The following is a 15632-nucleotide window of genomic DNA, read 5'->3' on the forward strand; positions in this document are numbered from 1 at the left end:
CAACTCAGGCTTGCTGTGGGGGTGGACGGTCGCAGCATCCCGGACTCATCGGTGGAAGAATGCCCGGATGCGCTCCTCGGTCGCCCACGTGCACGACATGGTCTCCCGCATCACCCCGGCGGACGCCCTCGAGGCCGAGCACCGGTCGTCCACCCTGAGCTGGCTGAGCAGCACCGATGACGTGTTCCGGCGGGTCAAGCCGGTCGAGCCGCCCCAGCATCTGGTCTCCTATGTGGTGCCGGTCGATCCGGTCGATGGGAGCGTCCTGCTCGTCGATCACATCAACGCCGGTCTCTGGCTTCCGCCGGGCGGCCACGTCGAGCCCGATGAGGATCCCGCGCTGACCGCGCGCCGCGAGGTGGGGGAGGAGCTCGGCCTCTCCGGCGCGGGTCTCGCCTCGGCGCCGGTTTTTCTGACCGTTTCGCGTACGGTCGGACAGGACGCGGGACACACGGACGTCAGTCTCTGGTTCGTGCTGGAGTCCGGGAGGGATCAGCCGCTCACCCCGGACGCCGGAGAGTTCCACCGGGTCCGCTGGTGGTCGCGCGACGAGCTGGCGGCGGCCGACCCGGCCCGCTTCGACCCGCATCTCCGCCGCTTCCTGGCCAAGCCGCAGTGAACGGCCGAGCGGTCGTGAGCCCTTGGTCGTCCCGCTGCCCGCGGTGCGCGGCGGTCACCGCGCTCGACGACGGTGTCGCCGGCTGTTCCCCGTGCGCGGCCGAGGGCGTCGGGATGCCGATGGTCCCGTTCCGCACCGCGCCGGCCGAGCTGCGGCGGCCCGGTCCCGCACCGGCCGGTCTCGGGCCGATGTGGCGCTGGCGTGACCATCTGCTGCCGGTCGCCGACCCGGTCAGCCTCGGCGAGGGCGGCACCCCGCTCCTGCGGGTGGCCGGGCTGCCCGGCCGGGTCCACCTCAAGGACGAGCGGGTCAACCCCACCGGTTCGTTCAAGGACCGTCTGGCCGGCGCCGTGGTCAGCCGGGCGCGGGAACAGGGGGCGGACACCGTGGTGGTGTCCAGCTCCGGCAACGCGGGTGTCGCGGTGGCCGCCTACGCGGCCGCCGCCGGACTGCGCTGTGTGCTCCTCGGGACCCGTGCGCTGCCCGCGGCGATGGCCTCCGTCTCGCTCGCGCTGGGTGCGCGGGTCCTGCTGCTGCCGACGCACGCGGACCGCTGGTCGGCGGCGCGCACCGGGGTGGCGAAGCTGGGCTGGTTCCCGGTCACGAACCACCTGACCCCGCCGGTCGCCAGCCACCCGGCCGGCGTGCAGGCGTACCGGACGATCGCCTTCGAGATCGCCGAGCAGCTCGACTGGCGGCCGCCGGACTGGATGGCCGTCCCGGTCTCCCGGGGTGACGCGCTGTTCGGGCTCTACACCGGGTTCGCGGAGCTGCGGTCGCTCGGCTGGACCTCGACGGTGCCGAGGATGCTCGCCGTGGAACGGTTGCCCAGCCTGACCTCGGCCCTGGCGTCCGGGACCGACCAGCCCCCGACGCAGGCCATGCCCGAGGCCGTGAAGGCGTTCTCGATCGGTGACCCGCAGGCGACCGCGATGGCCCTGCACGCCGTGCGCGCCTCCGGCGGACGTGCCCTGACCTGCACCGACGACGACCTGCTCGGCGCGCAGCAGCGACTCGCCGCCCGGGGTGTCCTCGCGGAGCTCTCGTCCGCGGCCGCCCTGCTCGGCGCCGAGGCGGTCGCCGCCGACGGCGTCACGGTCGTCGGCCTGCTCACCGCCCGCCCGTCCCCGTTCGACTTCCCGCCGTCCGGGGCCGACTGCCCATCGTCGCCGTCCGGGGCCACACCGGAGTACCTCACCGACCCCACGGACGTGGCGGCCCTCTCCGGCCTCCCGCAGGAGCAGGAGCCCCTGGCGGGCGCGCCGATCCCGGCCCGTGACCGTTCCTGAACAGAAAGGCCTTTCCTGATCAGAAGGGCCGGTCACCTCACATGCGGCGCAGGACCGAGACGACCTTGCCGAGGATGACCGCCTGGTCGCCGTCGATCGGCTGATAGGCCGGGTTGCGGGGCTCCAGCCAGACCTTGCCGGAGCGGCGCTGGAAGACCTTCACGGTGGCCTCCTCGTCGATCATGGCGGCCACCACGTCCCCGTTGTACGCCTCCGGCTGCTGGCGGACCACCACGATGTCGCCGTCGCAGATCGCCGCGTCGACCATCGAGTCGCCGCGGACCGTCAGGCCGAACAGGGTGCCCCGGCCGACCAGGTCACGGGGGAGTTCGAGCAGGTCCTCCTCGGACTGTTCGGCGAGGATGGGCGTACCGGCGGCGATCGAGCCGACCAGCGGGACGTGCACGTTGCCGCCGGTGCGCTGGCGGGGGACCGCGGTGCCGGCGAGGAACACCCGCACGTCGACCGGGCGGGACACCGACCGGCCCCGGCGCAGGAAGCCGTACTCCTCCAGCAGCCGCAGGTGCTTGCTCACCGTCGACGGGGACACCCCGACGGCGTCGGCGATCTCCCGGGTCGAGGGTGCGTAGCCGTACCGTTGCGCCCACTCCGTGATGACCACCAGGATCCTGCGCTGCCGCTCGTTCAGGTGCGTGGTGTCGAGGTCGTCGGTGAGGCGCATCCCAAGATCATGTCGTACGCCGTCGCGACACCGGAAACCGGCTCGCCGCGATGTCACTCGATCTGGTCTACTGCGCGCATGAATTCGACGGATATCGATCATGTCATTGATGAGGCCGCCAACCTGGTCACCGGCCTCTACATCTTCCCGGAGCTCGGCGAGCGGCTCGGCGCGCTGCTCCGGTCGAACGCCGCCGCCGGCCGCTACCACGGCGCCGACGGCCCGGAGTCCCTGGCCGCGCTGGTCACCGCGGATCTCCAGAGCCTGAACGGGGACCTGCACCTGCGGCTGCTCTTCCACGCCGACGAGGTCCCCGACCTGCCCGGCCCCGAGATGGTCCACACGATGATCGCCGAGGAGGCGGCCCGCACGCTCGGGGGAGTGGCCGGCATCCGCCGGCTCGACGGCAACGTCGCGCACCTGGAGCTCGGCCCGCTGCTGTTCCCGCCCTCGATCGCCGGCGACGTGATCACCGCGGCGATGCGGGTGGTCGCCGGCGCCGCGGCGCTGATCCTGGACCTGCGCGGCACCCGTGGGGGTGATCCGGCCATGGTGAAGGTGATCTGCGGGTACCTCTTCGACGAGCCGGTCCACCTGATCGACCTGTACCACCGCAAGGACGAGCGGACCGAGCAGAGCTGGTCGCAGCCGTACGTGCCCGGCCCGCGCTTCGGCGCCACCAAGCCGGTCTACGTGCTGACCAGCGCCACCACGTTCTCCGGCGGCGAGGAACTCGCCTACGACCTCCAGCAGCTCAAACGTGCCACGGTCGTCGGTGAGCGGACCCGCGGCGGCGCCCACGCCCGGGAGGGGTACCGGGTGCACCCGCACCTCGAGGTGACCATCCCCGTCGTGCGCGGTGTCAGCCCGGTCTCCGGCACCAACTGGGAGGGCGTCGGTGTGGAACCCGACATCGCGGTTTCCGCGGAAGAGGCACTCCGGGCGGCGCACCGTCTGGCGACCGGCCTACCCTGGCCGGTATGACCGGAACCCGCATCCTGCGCATCGGCTCCCGCAACTCCCCGATGGCGCTGGCTCAGGTCGACCGCGTCCGCGCGATGCTCGCCGAGCGGCATCCCGGCGTCACGACCGAGGTGGTCTCGATGACCACGTCCGGCGACCGCTGGCAGGGCAGCCTGGCCGATCTGGGCGGTAAGGGCGCGTTCACCAAGGAGGTCGACGCGGCCCTGCTCGCCGGCGAGGTCGACGTGGTCGTGCACTGCGTCAAGGACGTCCCCGGTGACCGCCCCACCCCCGCCGGCACGGTCATGGCGGCGTACCTCCAGCGCGACGACGTCCGGGACTGCCTGGTCCACCCGGCCGGCCGTGCCCTCGAGGAGCTGCCCCCGGGCTCCTTGATCGGCACGTCCGCCGTACGGCGGAAGGCGCAGTTGTCCCTGCACTGGCCGCACCTGACCGCCAAGCCGGTGCGCGGCAACGCCAACACCCGGCTGGCCAAGCTCGACGCCGGCGAGTACGACGCGCTGCTCCTGGCCGTCTCCGGCCTGCACCGCATCGGCCAGGCCGACCGGATCACCCAGATCTTCGACGTCGACACCATGGTCCCCGCCGTCGGCTCGGGCACCCTGGTCCTGCAGTGCCGCGACGACGACACCGCCACCCGCGACCTGGCCGCCACCCTCGGCGACCGGCACGCCTGGCAGGAGACCCTGGCCGAGCGCACCATGCTGCACATCCTGCAGGGCTCGTGCCACTCCCCGATCGGCGGTTTCGCCCGCACCGAGCCCGACGGCCGGATCAGCCTCCGCGCCCGGGTGGCCTCCCTGGACGGCAAGACCATCCTCGACGTCCACGAGTGGGCCAGCGACCCGACCACGCTGGGCACCTCGGTGGCGGCCGCGCTGATGCGCCAGGGCGCCCTCGACCTGCTCCGCTGACCACGCCCGTCCCCTTTCCCCGTCCCCTTTCCCCGTCCCCTTTCCCCGTCCCCTTTCCCCGTCCCCTTTCCCCGTTCGTTTTTCCCCGTTCGTTCCCGGCGCTTGACCTGGTTCGAGGCTAGGCCTTGCCCCAGGGGCAGAGTCCAGGCCGTTTCCGGTCTTCTTCCGGTCTTCGTGAACGGTGACTCTCGCGCGTCGCCGTTCACGAAGACCATCCGCCGGTGATCGTCACTGCGCCGAGAGGCGGATACGCAGGTAGGCGCGGTCGTCGAAGCTCACCTGTCCCGGCAGGACGCCCTTGGTGCCGACGAGTTCGGCTACGCACCAGGGGTCCTTCTCCCGCAGCGAGGCGAGTGTCGACTCGGACGCGGCCAGGGTCTTGTCGATGACCGGGTAGCCGTCGCTGGCGATCACGACCTCGTCGATGTCATCGGGCACGGGGTGCACCACCACCAACGACGGAGGAACCGGCCGGCCGTCGACGGCGGCATACCCGTACGGCCCGGCGCTGTTACGGAGCGCGCCCTGTCGTCCGGTCAGAGCACGCGCCGCGAGTCGTCCCGGGTCCACCTCCGCTACCCGATCCATGCTGATCGTTCCGGCGGCGGCCTCCGCGGCGAGAACCGCAGCGCGGAAGGCCCCCGCGACACGGTCGATCAGTTTGCGCGGCTGCCCGACGGAGGCGGGCAGCCCTCGATACGCAAATCCGACGTCCCCGATCTGCCAGATCTCGCGACGTGCTCGCGAATAGATGGTGACGGCGGCACTCGGCCGCTCCGCGGCGATCAGCCCCGGGTCGATGCGCGCCGCCAATTCCGCGGTCATGGCGGCGACCGCCGTGTGCGCGTCGACGTCGCGCGGAAGCCGCCGTACGACGTGGCAGCAAGCAGCCATGGCCCACCAGCCGCCCGCCGCGCTCCCGTAGCGCCGGCCGCTCACATCCGTGGCGCCATCGATGACCGCCGCGTGCTCGGCGGTCACGACGATAGCGTCTTCGCATAGCTCCGGATCTCCGTACTTGCCGAGCACGAACTGCTCCACGATCTCCACAGATCCGATGGTCGCGTACGAGCGCCCGGGCCACCGGCACTGACCTATCTTCCTAGGATGCCTCAGGGTGCGTGCGGCAAGCCGCACCATCGAAACACCAGAAGGACGGCTTCGCCGACAACCCCTGCCGTTCCTTCGCCTCGCCGTGCACCGGGTGACCGCAGCAAGACGGGTAGCGGCTCGGCCGGATGCTTCTCCGGATCGGGGCAGTAGGCGATCTCGTGGCAACCCCACGAGTCCCACGGATGCAGCGTCACCGGAACCCGTCTACCGTCCCGCTTCTGCAGGCGTCGCTGGGCGGCGAAAGCGACTGCCCTGGGCAGCACGAGTGGCTGCGCGGCGCCCTTAGCATATGTGTGCATGGATCCCCTGCGGCTGTACCGGAGCGATCTGCAGCAGCTTGCCGACGCCGATGAGGCGGTGCTGGCCGCGGCGTCCTGCGGGCGTCCGCCGGCGGGCGCGGAGCGGCTGACCGGTGAACGCCCGGATCCGCGGGAGCAGTTCGCCAACCTGCCGCCGGATAGCTGGGACGGGCCGGACCGGCGGGAGTGCTGGTGGCACCGGATTCCGGCGGCTCTGGTCGGGGCAGGCTCGCTCGTGCACGCCGACGTCGACCGGATCCTCGGGGGAGTGTCGGTGGTGGGCGGGCCCGGGTCGTACGCCGGGCGGCTGTGGGCGTACCTGGACGAGGGCCTGGTGTTCTGTGTGGTCACCGACCGGCGCCTGATGCTGGCCGTGCACGAGCTGGACCCGGACCACTTCCGCTTCCTGACCGACGTGCCGGTCGAGGCGGTGGAGCGGGCCCGGATGGCCGGCCGGTTCCTGCAACGGGGGCGGGTGTTCGTCGAGTTCAGCGACGGCTCAGCGGTAGCGATCTTCACGGGGGTCTTCTTCGCGGCCCGGGGCAGGGCTCTGGTCGCGGCCCTCATGGGTGGGCCGGTCGGGTGAGGAGCAGCAGGGCGGCGGGTGGTCGGGGCGCGCTGGTTCCTGTGAAACATCGTCCTAGGACGGCTTAGAGAGTGTGCGGCAAGCCGCACACAACACAGAAAGGACGGCTTCGCCGACCACCCCTAACGTTCCTTGGTGCGCTATATCTCGGATGAAGAGGGCAGTGACCGATGGACGCGTTTCGCCCATCGGCCCGGCGACATCGTGATCAGTACGCGCAGCAAGAGCGGGACGACGTGGCTGCAGATGATCTGTGCACTGCTGGTGCTGCGGACGCCGGAGCTGCCGCGGCCGCTGGGTGAGCTGTCGCCGTGGCTCGACTGGCTGGTCAGCCCGGAGGAGGAGGTCTTCGCGGGGCTGGCGGCGCAGTCGCATCGGCGGTTCATCAAGACGCACACGCCGTTGGACGGGTTGCCGTGGCATGCCGAGGTGACGTACATCGTGGCCGGCCGGCATCCGCTCGACCTGGCGCTGTCGCTGTATCACCAGGGCCGGAACCTGGACCGGGCGCGGATCGCCGAGCTGACCGGTGCGCCGGAGGCGGCGTCGCCGACCGTACCGGAGCGGGAGTGGTTGCGGGCCTGGATCAGCCGGGACGCGGATCCGCGTACGGCGATGGACTCGCTGCCGGGTGTGCTGGCGCATCTGCGGGACGCGTGGTCGCGGCGGCACGAGCCGAACGTGCTGCTGGTGCACTACGACGATCTGCTGGCCGATCTCGGGTCCGAGATGCGCCGTGTCGCGGCCGCGCTCGGGATCGCGGTGCCGGTGACGTCGTGGCCGTCTTTGATCGGGGCGGCGTCGTTTGCGGCGATGCGGTCGCGGGCGCCGTCGCTGGTGCCGGATCGTCAGGGTGTGCTGAGGGACCCGTCGGCCTTCTTCCGTCAGGGGCGTTCCGGTTCGGGTTCCGCGGCCGTGTCACGTGCCGATCTCGCGCTTTACCGTTCCCGGGTGGCGGCGCTGGCGCCGCCCGATCTGCTCGCGTGGTTACACCGGGGTCGCTGAGGCGGCGCCGTTGGTGCGGGTCAGGCGCGGCGCCAGAGGTCGTGGGGGATGGCGGTGGGTCGGAAGCCGAAGGCCTCGGCCATGGCGGAGGCCTCCTGGAAGCCGTGGCCGACGGCGGTGGGGAGGTGGGCGTCGCTGCCGAAGCTGACGGCGTCGCCGCCCTCCTGGTGCCACCACTTCAGGATGGTGGCGTTGAGGGGGATCCGGGTGTTGATCTCCAGGGCTTTGCCGGAGGCGGCGGTGGCTTTGAGGGCGGTGCGGTACTCCTCCTCGTAGTCGGCGAGGTCGAAGGGGCCGGCCTTCTCGGTGGGCCAGAAGCGCAGCGGGTAGTCGATGTGGGCGAGGATGGTGAAGATCTCGGTGCCGGTGACGAGGTTGACGATCTCGGTGAGGTAGGAGCGGAGGATCTCCGGGGCGTCGCCGTGGGGGAAGAGGGCCCATGGTTCGGCGTAGCCGCCGGGGTGGGGCAGGCAGTGCAGGGAGCCGAGGACGCGGTCGAACTCGCCGGCGGAGAGGATCTTGCCGACGGCGTCGGCGTGCCAGTGGGGTTCGCCGGTCTCCAGGCCGGCCATGATGCGCAGGCCGGGGAAGCGGTCGCGGCATTCGTCGATGAGGGCGAGGTAGCCCTCGACGTCGAAGGCGGGTGGGGTGAGGACGCCGTCCGGGTCGACGAGGTCGGCGAGGCGGGTGGCGGCGGTGGTGTCGCCGTTGACGACCACGTTCCAGACGGTGTGGTCGAGGTGTTCAGTGAAGGCGATGCCGGGGAGCCCGAGCTCGACGGCGCGTTCGCAGGACCGGACCATGTCGCCGGTCTTGGTGTCCCAGGAGAACTGGCTGTGCACGTGGCTGTCGGGCGGCAACATCATGTCGCCAATCCTGGTGCACGGTCTTCGGCGGGGTGCGCGAACCCCGGACGGTGCCCACCTGGTTGGATGCCGGGTGCTATACACCTTGCCGTGCATAGACGTATACCAGGATGGATCAGTTGGGCGGTGACCGCCGTGGTGGTGATGGCCCTCGGCGGGTGGATCATCGTGCATTACCAGAGCACGCCGGCGCAGATCCAGGCGGAGACGGCGCGGGATCTCGACGAGTTCGTGCCGCACTGCGGGTGGAGTTCGATGGAGTCGGGGGAGACCTGCCTGGACTTCTCCGGGGACGGGTCGGGTGGTGGCAGCTACTCGGACCTGGTGGAGCAGTACCGGGCGTCGCATACTCCGCAGGTCGTGGCCGACTGGCACGACACGATGCGGACGGTCGGTGCGGTGGTGATCGGTCTCGGTCTTCTGCTGCTGGTGGGGCTGGGTCTGCGGGTCGTGTTCGCGGGGGCGGCCCGGAGGCGGCTCGGTGAGCGGGTGGCTGCGGCGAACCTTCCGGAGGTCGGCGATGTGCGGCCGGGGTCCGTACCGGAGGCGTTGTCGCCGCCGGTGGTGGAGCCTGCGGGGCCGCCGCCGAGCGCCGATGGTCTGGGGGTGACGAGTGTGGTGGTGTGCACCGTGCTGCTGGCGTTGTGCCTGTGGTGGGTGGAGAGTGTGTGGTCGCTGAGCTGGGGCATGGTCGCCGCGGTGGTGGTGACGTTGATCGTGGGGATGTTCCTGGCGGCGGTCCGGTCGACGATGACGGAGAGCTGGCGGTCACAGCGGGCGCGGCCCCGGTGGGCGGCGGCGCACGGTTACGTGTTCCGGCGGCATGATCCGGATCTGCTGGACCGGCTCGGGATCGAGGGTCTGCGGCATTCCAAGCCGTACGCGGAACGGGTGGTCTGGGGTGAGATCGAGGGGGCGCCGTTCGTGGTGTTCGACTTCCGTGGGGACAGGGGCCGCCCCAAGACGGCGTGGGTGATGGCGCTGCCCCGCCCGGTGCCGGCTGATGAGAAGGGGGCGCTGCTGGCAAGGCTGAAGGACGCGGTGGCGTATCACCACCCGGGTGACTTCACGGTCGACGAGACGGTGATCTGGGAGCTGGAGTCGCAGGTCAGCGGTTCGAGTATGGCGGCCCTCGGCGAGTACCTGGCCGGGTTGCGGCGGGTGGGTGCGCTGTTGGCCGGGGCCCGGGCCCCGGTTCAGGGGGTTTAGAGGATCACGAAGTCGGGCGGGTCGTGGCGCAGGAAGTCGTGGTGGGAGATGTCCCAGCCGTATGCCCCGGCCCGCCCGAACACGAGGATGTCGCCGGCGCGGAGCCGGTCGACGTGCTGTCCGCGGGTGAGGACGTCGCGGGGGGTGCAGAGTTCGCCGACGGCGTCGACGGCCGTGTCCGTGACCTCGGGTCGCGGGTACGGCCGGTCCCAGTCGTCGACGGGCAGGATCGTGAAGGGGTGGCTGTAGCCCCAGGCGGCGGGGAGCCGGAAGTGGTGGGTGCCGCCGCGCAGGACGGCGAAGGTCCGGCCGTGGGTGGTCTTGAGGTCGATGACCTCGGCGGCGTACCGGCCGGCGTCGGCGGCGAGGTAGCGGCCGGGTTCGAGAATCAGCTCGATGCCGGAGGGGACGCTGACGTTCCGGAGGTGCCGGAGATCGATCGTGTCGGCGGTGGTGTAGGAGACGCCGAGGCCGCCGCCGGCGTTGACCACGCGCAGGTCGATGCCGTATCGGCGGGCGGTCTCCATGGACCAGGCGAGGGAGTCGGTGAGGAAGGCGGCGTGGGCGGCGCCGTCGAGGTTGTTGGAGACGGCGTGCAGGTGGAAGCCGGTCACCCGTAGTCCGGGTGGTATGTCGGTGAGGACGGTGCCGAGCTGGGTCTCGTCGACGCCGAATGGGGTGGGGGTGCCGGTCATGGCGTGGCTGCCGGTCACTGCCACCGAGGCCCGGTTGACCCGGATGCAGACGTCGGCGGTGAGGCCGAGCCCGGCGAGCCGGTCCAGTTCGTGGCGGCTCTCGACGTTGAGTTGCGCGCCGGCTTTCACGGCGGCGGCGAGTTCGGTGTCGGTCTTGGCGGGGCCGCTGAAGACGATCCGGTCGGCCCCGGCCTGGACGGCCAGGGCCAGTTCGCCTCCGGAGGCGACGTCGAGGCCGTCGCAGGCGTGGGCGAGGGTGCGGACGACTGATGGGTGCCCGTTGGCTTTCACGGCGTACAGGAGAAGGGTGCGGGGTGGAAGTGCCTGTCGTAGCCGCTGGGCGGTTTCGGTCAGGATGCGGGTGTCGTAGACGTACGCGGGGAGTTTCTCAAATGCCATGGAGGGGGTTCCGGACGGGGATGTAGAGGTCGCCGTCGCCGGCCAGGCGCATCCGGACCAGGGCTTTGTGGGGTACGCGGGGTGCGGTGAACGCGGCGTGGTCGTCGGGGGCGTCGAGCTGGTCGTAGACCTCGTCGACGACGTCGCGGACGATGCGCCAGGCCTCGTCCTCGTTCAGTGGGAGTCCGAGGATGATCTCGCCGAGGTGGGCTTGGAAGGCGGTGTAGCCGAGTTTGGCGCGCATCACGGCGACCTCGGTGGTGCCGACGACGGAGCCGGGCCAGAGGTCGACGGTGTGCCCGGCGGCGGCGAGGCGGGGGGCGTGCAGGCGCAGGCCGGCGAAGTCGCGCAGGGCGAGCCGGTGCGGGTGGCCGTTCACGAAGGTGGGCAGGCAGTTCTGCAGGTGGGCTTCGAAGCCGACGCCGCGGGCGGCGAGGCGCAGCAGTGGTGGCAGGAGCAGCCGGGTGTAGTCGCGCAGCCAGGCTGCGGGGCCGCCGCCGTGTGCGGTGACCAGGTCCGGGATCAGGTACGGCAGTCCGCTGCCGGGGATGGCGGTCTCGCCGGGCTGGAGGCGGCCGGTGAGGCCTTCGCGGAGGATCGCGGACATGTCGCGGCCGGGTCCGGCGGGGACGGCGGCGCCGGCGGTCTCGGTCATCAGCAGCACGGTGGGTTCGTCGGCGACGAGGTCGTGCAGCAGGGTGGCGAGGGCGGGGCCGTTGCGGGTGGAGGCGACGCTGATGCTGCGGCGGGTGGAGGTGACCTGGATGTCGAGGGAGACCTTGAGGTAGTGGCGGCGGCCGTCGGCGGCGGGTGGCAGGAGCAGGGTGCGCAGGGCGGCGGTGGGTACGGTGTCGATGGCGCCGTCGAGTAGGCGCAGGGTGCCGTCGGTGAACAGTTGCGGGTACCGGTCGACGACGAGGTCGCGTTGCCAGGCGTGCAGGGGCTGGGTGCGGTAGCCGGGTGGGGCGGGGGGCAGGTCGAGGAAGTCGGCGAGGTCGTCGCCGAGGTGGGCGGCGTCGCGGACGGCGATGAAGTGCAGCCGGGTGTGGCCGTTCTCCAGGTCGTGTTGCAGGACGTCGGCGGTGTCCCAGCCGAGCCGGGTCCGTCCGCAGGGGTGCAGGTTGTGGCCGGAGACGGCGCGGCGTTCGAGCCAGACGGCGTTCTCGTCGGGGTTGTCGGAGGTGCCGGTGTGGTGGCGGGCGGTGGCGATGGCCAGGTTGATGACGGCGTTGCGCAGTTCGGCGGCGAATGCGGGTGCGTCGATGCCGGTGAGCAGGTCGACGGGGTCGTCGGCGCCGGCGCTGGGGTATTCCCAGCGGTTGAAGGCGTGGCGGGTGCCGTGGCGGGGGTCGCCGTCGGTGAGGCCTTCACGGGCGAGGGCGCCGCGCAGCCTGCGGCCGACGGTGTCGGCGGCGGCGGGCAGCGCGTCGAGGAAGCCGGCGACGAGGCCGGGGGCGTGGACGGCGAGGGCCGCCTCGGTGCGGGTGGCGGCCGCGGCGAGGCGGCCGGTGGTCAGGCTGCTGGTCATGCGTACACCGCCATCGGGTTGGGCTGGTGGGTCCAGATGTCGTGCAGGGGGTCGTCGGCCAGCCGCATGGCGGTGGTGGCCTTGACCGGGACGGGTGCGGTGAGCAGGTCGGGGATTTCGCGCAGGTGCCCGGCGAGGGTGGCCCAGAGCCGGTCGGGGTCGGCGCCGCGGTGGGTGGTGAGGGCGCCGATGAGCTGGGTGGCGACGGTGCCGATCGCGGCGGCGGCCATCTTGGTGCGCAGTGCGGTCTCGTCGTCGGTGGGCAGGTCGCCGTGCAGGTCGATGCCCTGCTCCTTGAGCAGGGAGCGGCGGACGCGGACGCCGCCGAGGTCGCGGTAGAGGATCCGCTGGACGTGGCCGTCGCGGAGGACGGCCAGGGTGTTCTGGCCGTGTGCCTCCAGCGCGACGCCGCGGTCGAGGACGGTGGCGAGGGGCGCGAAGAGCTTGCTGCCGAGTTCTTCCCAGATCGTGTACGGGTCCCCGGTCTCGGCGAGCCAGGCGGGGACGGCCGCGAGGACGCCCAGAGGTACCGCACGTTCGCCGCGGGCGAGGCGGGGTGCCCGGCGGACGAGGTGTGCCAGGTGCCGGTCCGGGCCGTTGTCGGTGATGACGGCGCCGGCCTCGGTCTCGGCGAGGATCTCGATGGGCAGGTCGGCGGTGAGCTGGGTGAGCAGCCGGGAGAGGATGGGGCCGTTGTGCACGGCGGCGGGGGAGACGGTGCGGACGGCGGAGGTCATCTGCACGTCGACGGCGGTCTTGATGTGTGGGCCGCCGGAGATCGGGGCGACGGTGCGCAGCGACATCAGGGGCCGGACGGGGCGGGTCGGCCCGGCGTCGGTGATCCACGGGTGGTGGGCCAGGATCCGGTGGGCCTGCCAGGGGTGGGCGTAGAGGACGGGCTGGCCGGTGCCGTACCAGCGGTCGGCGGGGACCCGTAGCCGGCGCAGGCGGATCACCGGGCGGTGTTCGGGGGCGTAGGCGAGGACGTCGGCGACGGTCATGCCGGTCCGGGTGCGGCAGCAGGGGTGAAGGGGGTGGCCGTCGAGGAGCATCTGCTCGGTCTTGCCCAGCGCCTCCGGGTCCCCGGGCGCGGGCAGGTCGGCGCTCTCCGGCCGGTTGGCCAGGGCGAGGGCGAGGTTCGTGACGCTGTCGGCGATCTCGTCCGCCAGGGTGGCCGCGGGCCAGAGCCGTGCGGCGAGGGCTGCCGGGTCGGTGCCCGGGTCCGTGGGTCTGTCCACGCCCAGGGGTTCCCTGTCGAGGGCTGTCAGGAGCCGCCCGAGGATCGCGGCGCGTGCCTCGGGCAGCGCGGCGTCGTAGCGTTCCAGCAGGTCGGGGCGGACCTCGGCGAGCTGTTCGCGGGCCGGGGCGGGGCCGGGACCCTTGATCTGCGGTGGCACCCGTTCATTGTCACCACGGCCGGCCGATGTGTCCGTTCGGGGCGTTGCGGGGCGAGCGAGGACACAACCCCCTACCGGCGTGTCGTTGCCTCTAAGATGGCCGCCGCCGTGCGTGCGGCGGTGGTCGTGTCGGGCCGTTCGCCGGCGCTGGTGCCGGTGGGGCCGTGAACCCGGCAATACCCGGCTTCGTGTACGGGCCAGAATTGCCGGTTGAAGCGGAGTACGACCTTTTCCACCCGGCCCGTCCCGAGATGATCGATGCCGGTCCGGTGGCATTCCGGCAGTTCAGGTCGGATACATTTCCTGGTCTGGTGGCGTGGGTCACGTCATACGTTTCAATAGTTTCCGTCGCTTCGAGAGGGATGCCTGTGGACGCGGACGTCATCGTCGTAGGGGCCGGCCTCGCCGGGCTGGCCGCCGCACACGAGCTGACCAGCGCGGGGAAACGTGTCGCGCTGGTCGACCAGGAGAACGCCGCCAACCTCGGCGGGCAGGCCTGGTGGTCGTTCGGCGGGCTCTTCTTCGTCGACAGCCCCGAGCAGCGGCGTGCCTGGATCCGCGACAGCGTCGAGCTGGCCTGGAGCGACTGGCGCGGGTCCGCCGGGTTCGACCGCCTCGACGACGAGGACGCGTGGGCGGCGAAGTGGGCACGGGCGTACGTGGAGTTCGCCGCCGGCGAGAAACGCTCCTGGCTGGCCGGGATGGGCCTGAGCTGGCTGCCGTTCGCCGGCTGGGCCGAACGCGGCGACCTGCGCGCCGGCGGCCACGGCAACTCGGTGCCGCGTTTCCACGTCACCTGGGGCACCGGCACCGGTGTGGTCGAGCCGTTCGCCGCGTCCGCGCACGACGCAGCCGCGGCCGGGTTGCTCTCCTTTCATCACCGGCACCGGGTCGACGAGCTGATCGTCGAGGGTGGGGTGGTCACCGGGGTCCGTGGCACGGTGCTCGCCCCGGATGACGCGGCCCGCGGCAAGCCCAGCAACCGCGACGAGACCGGCGAGTTCGCGCTGCGCGCCCAGGCCGTCATCGTCACCACCGGCGGGATCGGCGCCAACCACGACCTGGTCCGGCAGTACTGGCCGGCCCGCCTCGGCACCGCCCCGAAGAACATGATCACCGGCGTTCCGGCGTACGTCGACGGCCGCATGCTCGCCATCGCCGAGACGGCCGGGGCGCGCCTGGTCAACCGGGACCGGATGTGGCACTACACCGAGGGTGTCCGCAACTGGGACCCGATCTGGCCCGGCCACGGCATCCGGATCCTGTCCGCCCCGTCCCCGATGTGGTTCGACGCGCTCGGACGGCGGCTGCCGCAGCCCTACCTCCCCAGCTACGACACCCTCGGCACGCTGCGCTACCTGCGGACCACCCCGGAACTCGCCGGACACGACCACTCCTGGTTCATCCTCACCCAGAAGATGATCGAGAAGGAGTTCGCGCTGTCCGGCTCCGAGCAGAACCCCGACGTGACCGCCAAGGACCGCCGCGCGTTCACGAAGGAGCGGCTGCTCGGCAAGGGCGCGCCCGCCCCGGTCGAGGCGTTCAAGCGGCACGGCGACGACTTCGTCGTCGCCGCCACCATCGACGAGCTGGTCGCCGGGATGAACAAGCTCACCTGCACGCCGCTGCTGGACGCCGCGCACGTCAAGGCGCAGATCGAGGCCCGCGACCGGCAGCTGGCCAACAAGGTCACCAAGGACGCCCAGATCCAGGGCATCCACAACTCGCGCCGTTACCTCGGCGACCGCCTCGGCCGCACCAGCGCCCCGCACCGGGTCCTCGACCCGTCCGCCGGCCCGCTGATCGGCGTCAAGCTGCACGTGCTGACCCGCAAGACCCTCGGCGGCATCCAGACCGACCTCGACTCCCGCGTCCTCGCCGCCGACGGCCGGGTCCTGCCGGGCCTGTACGCGGCGGGCGAGGTCGCCGGTTTCGGCGGCGGCGGCGTCCACGGCTACAACGCCCTGGAGGGCACGTTCCTCGGTGGCTGCCTCTTCTCCGGCCGCGCCGCGGGCCGGCACGCCGCCCGCTCCCTCTGAGTGCGTGC

At 71.9% G+C, this 15632-nt stretch carries 14 protein-coding genes; 8 read left to right on the top strand and 6 right to left on the bottom strand.

The genetic code is table 11. From position 1 onward, the window contains the following. The first annotated feature begins 67 nt into the window (after window positions 1-67). Together AB0M08_RS38560 and AB0M08_RS38565 are read left to right on the top strand one after the other, a co-directional pair. Window positions 68-619 (top strand): NUDIX domain-containing protein, encoded by a 552-nt coding sequence (locus AB0M08_RS38560; protein WP_364504801.1) that lies wholly within the window; start codon window positions 68-70, stop codon window positions 617-619. 14 nt (window positions 620-633) lie between these two features. Continuing rightward, window positions 634-1908, top strand: coding sequence for a pyridoxal-phosphate dependent enzyme (locus AB0M08_RS38565; RefSeq protein WP_364504802.1), 1275 nt, complete (start codon window positions 634-636; stop codon window positions 1906-1908). Window positions 1909-1945: 37 nt separating this feature from the next. Here the strand turns inward: AB0M08_RS38565 and lexA are convergent, their stop codons facing one another. Further along, entirely contained in the window at window positions 1946-2590 is a 645-nt protein-coding gene (lexA, locus tag AB0M08_RS38570; RefSeq protein ID WP_364504803.1) for a transcriptional repressor LexA, read from the bottom strand. A 78-nt stretch (window positions 2591-2668) separates the two neighbouring features. Here lexA and AB0M08_RS38575 point away from each other — a divergent pair, with 78 nt between their 5' ends. Both AB0M08_RS38575 and hemC read left to right on the top strand, forming a co-directional pair. Then, on the top strand, window positions 2669-3574 hold the full coding sequence (locus AB0M08_RS38575) for a S41 family peptidase (protein WP_364504804.1): 906 nt from the start codon (window positions 2669-2671) through the stop codon (window positions 3572-3574). After that, window positions 3571-4488, top strand: a complete 918-nt coding sequence (gene hemC, locus AB0M08_RS38580; RefSeq protein WP_364504806.1) for a hydroxymethylbilane synthase — start codon at window positions 3571-3573, stop codon at window positions 4486-4488. Before AB0M08_RS38575 ends, hemC begins: the two co-directional genes overlap by 4 nt. Before the next feature lie 228 nt (window positions 4489-4716). Here the strand turns inward: hemC and AB0M08_RS38585 are convergent, their stop codons facing one another. Further along, on the bottom strand, window positions 4717-5538 hold the full coding sequence (locus tag AB0M08_RS38585) for a hypothetical protein (RefSeq protein WP_364504808.1): 822 nt from the start codon (window positions 5536-5538) through the stop codon (window positions 4717-4719). A 360-nt stretch (window positions 5539-5898) separates the two neighbouring features. On the opposite strand from AB0M08_RS38585, the gene AB0M08_RS38590 reads away from it, so the two are divergent. Then, window positions 5899-6486 carry a hypothetical protein gene (locus AB0M08_RS38590; protein WP_364504810.1) on the top strand — a complete coding sequence of 196 codons (588 nt, stop codon included), beginning with the start codon at window positions 5899-5901 and terminating at the stop codon, window positions 6484-6486. Window positions 6487-6621: 135 nt separating this feature from the next. Beyond that, complete coding sequence (locus tag AB0M08_RS38595; protein WP_364504812.1) at window positions 6622-7491, top strand: sulfotransferase domain-containing protein; 870 nt, start codon at window positions 6622-6624, stop codon at window positions 7489-7491. Window positions 7492-7511: 20 nt separating this feature from the next. Here the strand turns inward: AB0M08_RS38595 and AB0M08_RS38600 are convergent, their stop codons facing one another. Next, window positions 7512-8357, bottom strand: coding sequence for a PHP domain-containing protein (locus AB0M08_RS38600; protein ID WP_364504814.1), 846 nt, complete (start codon window positions 8355-8357; stop codon window positions 7512-7514). Window positions 8358-8483: 126 nt separating this feature from the next. Here AB0M08_RS38600 and AB0M08_RS38605 point away from each other — a divergent pair, with 126 nt between their 5' ends. Beyond that, entirely contained in the window at window positions 8484-9566 is a 1083-nt protein-coding gene (locus AB0M08_RS38605; protein ID WP_364504816.1) for a hypothetical protein, read from the top strand. Here the strand turns inward: AB0M08_RS38605 and AB0M08_RS38610 are convergent. Genes AB0M08_RS38610 through AB0M08_RS38620 form a run of 3 tightly spaced genes read right to left on the bottom strand, consistent with a single transcriptional unit; the run spans window position 9563 to window position 13585 of the window. Further along, on the bottom strand, window positions 9563-10660 hold the full coding sequence (locus AB0M08_RS38610; protein WP_364504817.1) for an alanine racemase: 1098 nt from the start codon (window positions 10658-10660) through the stop codon (window positions 9563-9565). The genes AB0M08_RS38605 and AB0M08_RS38610 overlap by 4 nt on opposite strands. Continuing rightward, the gene (locus AB0M08_RS38615; protein WP_364504819.1) at window positions 10650-12188 is read right to left on the bottom strand and encodes an IucA/IucC family protein; all 1539 of its coding nucleotides are present in this window, start codon (window positions 12186-12188) and stop codon (window positions 10650-10652) included. The genes AB0M08_RS38610 and AB0M08_RS38615 overlap by 11 nt, the downstream gene beginning before the upstream one ends. Beyond that, the gene (locus tag AB0M08_RS38620) at window positions 12185-13585 is read right to left on the bottom strand and encodes an IucA/IucC family protein (protein ID WP_364504821.1); all 1401 of its coding nucleotides are present in this window, start codon (window positions 13583-13585) and stop codon (window positions 12185-12187) included. The genes AB0M08_RS38615 and AB0M08_RS38620 overlap by 4 nt, the downstream gene beginning before the upstream one ends. A gap of 368 nt (window positions 13586-13953) precedes the next feature. On the opposite strand from AB0M08_RS38620, the gene AB0M08_RS38625 reads away from it, so the two are divergent. Next, complete coding sequence (locus tag AB0M08_RS38625) at window positions 13954-15624, top strand: FAD-binding dehydrogenase (protein ID WP_364504823.1); 1671 nt, start codon at window positions 13954-13956, stop codon at window positions 15622-15624. Window positions 15625-15632 lie beyond the last annotated feature (8 nt).

This window comes from Actinoplanes sp. NPDC051851, assembly GCF_040681165.1.
Taxonomy (GTDB): domain Bacteria; phylum Actinomycetota; class Actinomycetes; order Mycobacteriales; family Micromonosporaceae; genus Actinoplanes.

What these genes read in the sequence shown, in the direction of transcription:
- AB0M08_RS38560 (WP_364504801.1), top strand. Translation starts at nt 68, where the DNA reads ATGCGCTCCTCGGTCGCCCACGTGCACGACATGGTCTCCCGCATCACC.
- AB0M08_RS38575 (WP_364504804.1), top strand. Translation starts at nt 2,669, where the DNA reads ATGAATTCGACGGATATCGATCATGTCATTGATGAGGCCGCCAACCTG.
- AB0M08_RS38600 (WP_364504814.1), bottom strand. Translation starts at nt 8,357, where the DNA reads ATGATGTTGCCGCCCGACAGCCACGTGCACAGCCAGTTCTCCTGGGAC.
- AB0M08_RS38610 (WP_364504817.1), bottom strand. Translation starts at nt 10,660, where the DNA reads ATGGCATTTGAGAAACTCCCCGCGTACGTCTACGACACCCGCATCCTG.
- lexA (WP_364504803.1), bottom strand. Translation starts at nt 2,590, where the DNA reads ATGCGCCTCACCGACGACCTCGACACCACGCACCTGAACGAGCGGCAG.
- hemC (WP_364504806.1), top strand. Translation starts at nt 3,571, where the DNA reads ATGACCGGAACCCGCATCCTGCGCATCGGCTCCCGCAACTCCCCGATG.
- AB0M08_RS38590 (WP_364504810.1), top strand. Translation starts at nt 5,899, where the DNA reads ATGGATCCCCTGCGGCTGTACCGGAGCGATCTGCAGCAGCTTGCCGAC.
- AB0M08_RS38615 (WP_364504819.1), bottom strand. Translation starts at nt 12,188, where the DNA reads ATGACCAGCAGCCTGACCACCGGCCGCCTCGCCGCGGCCGCCACCCGC.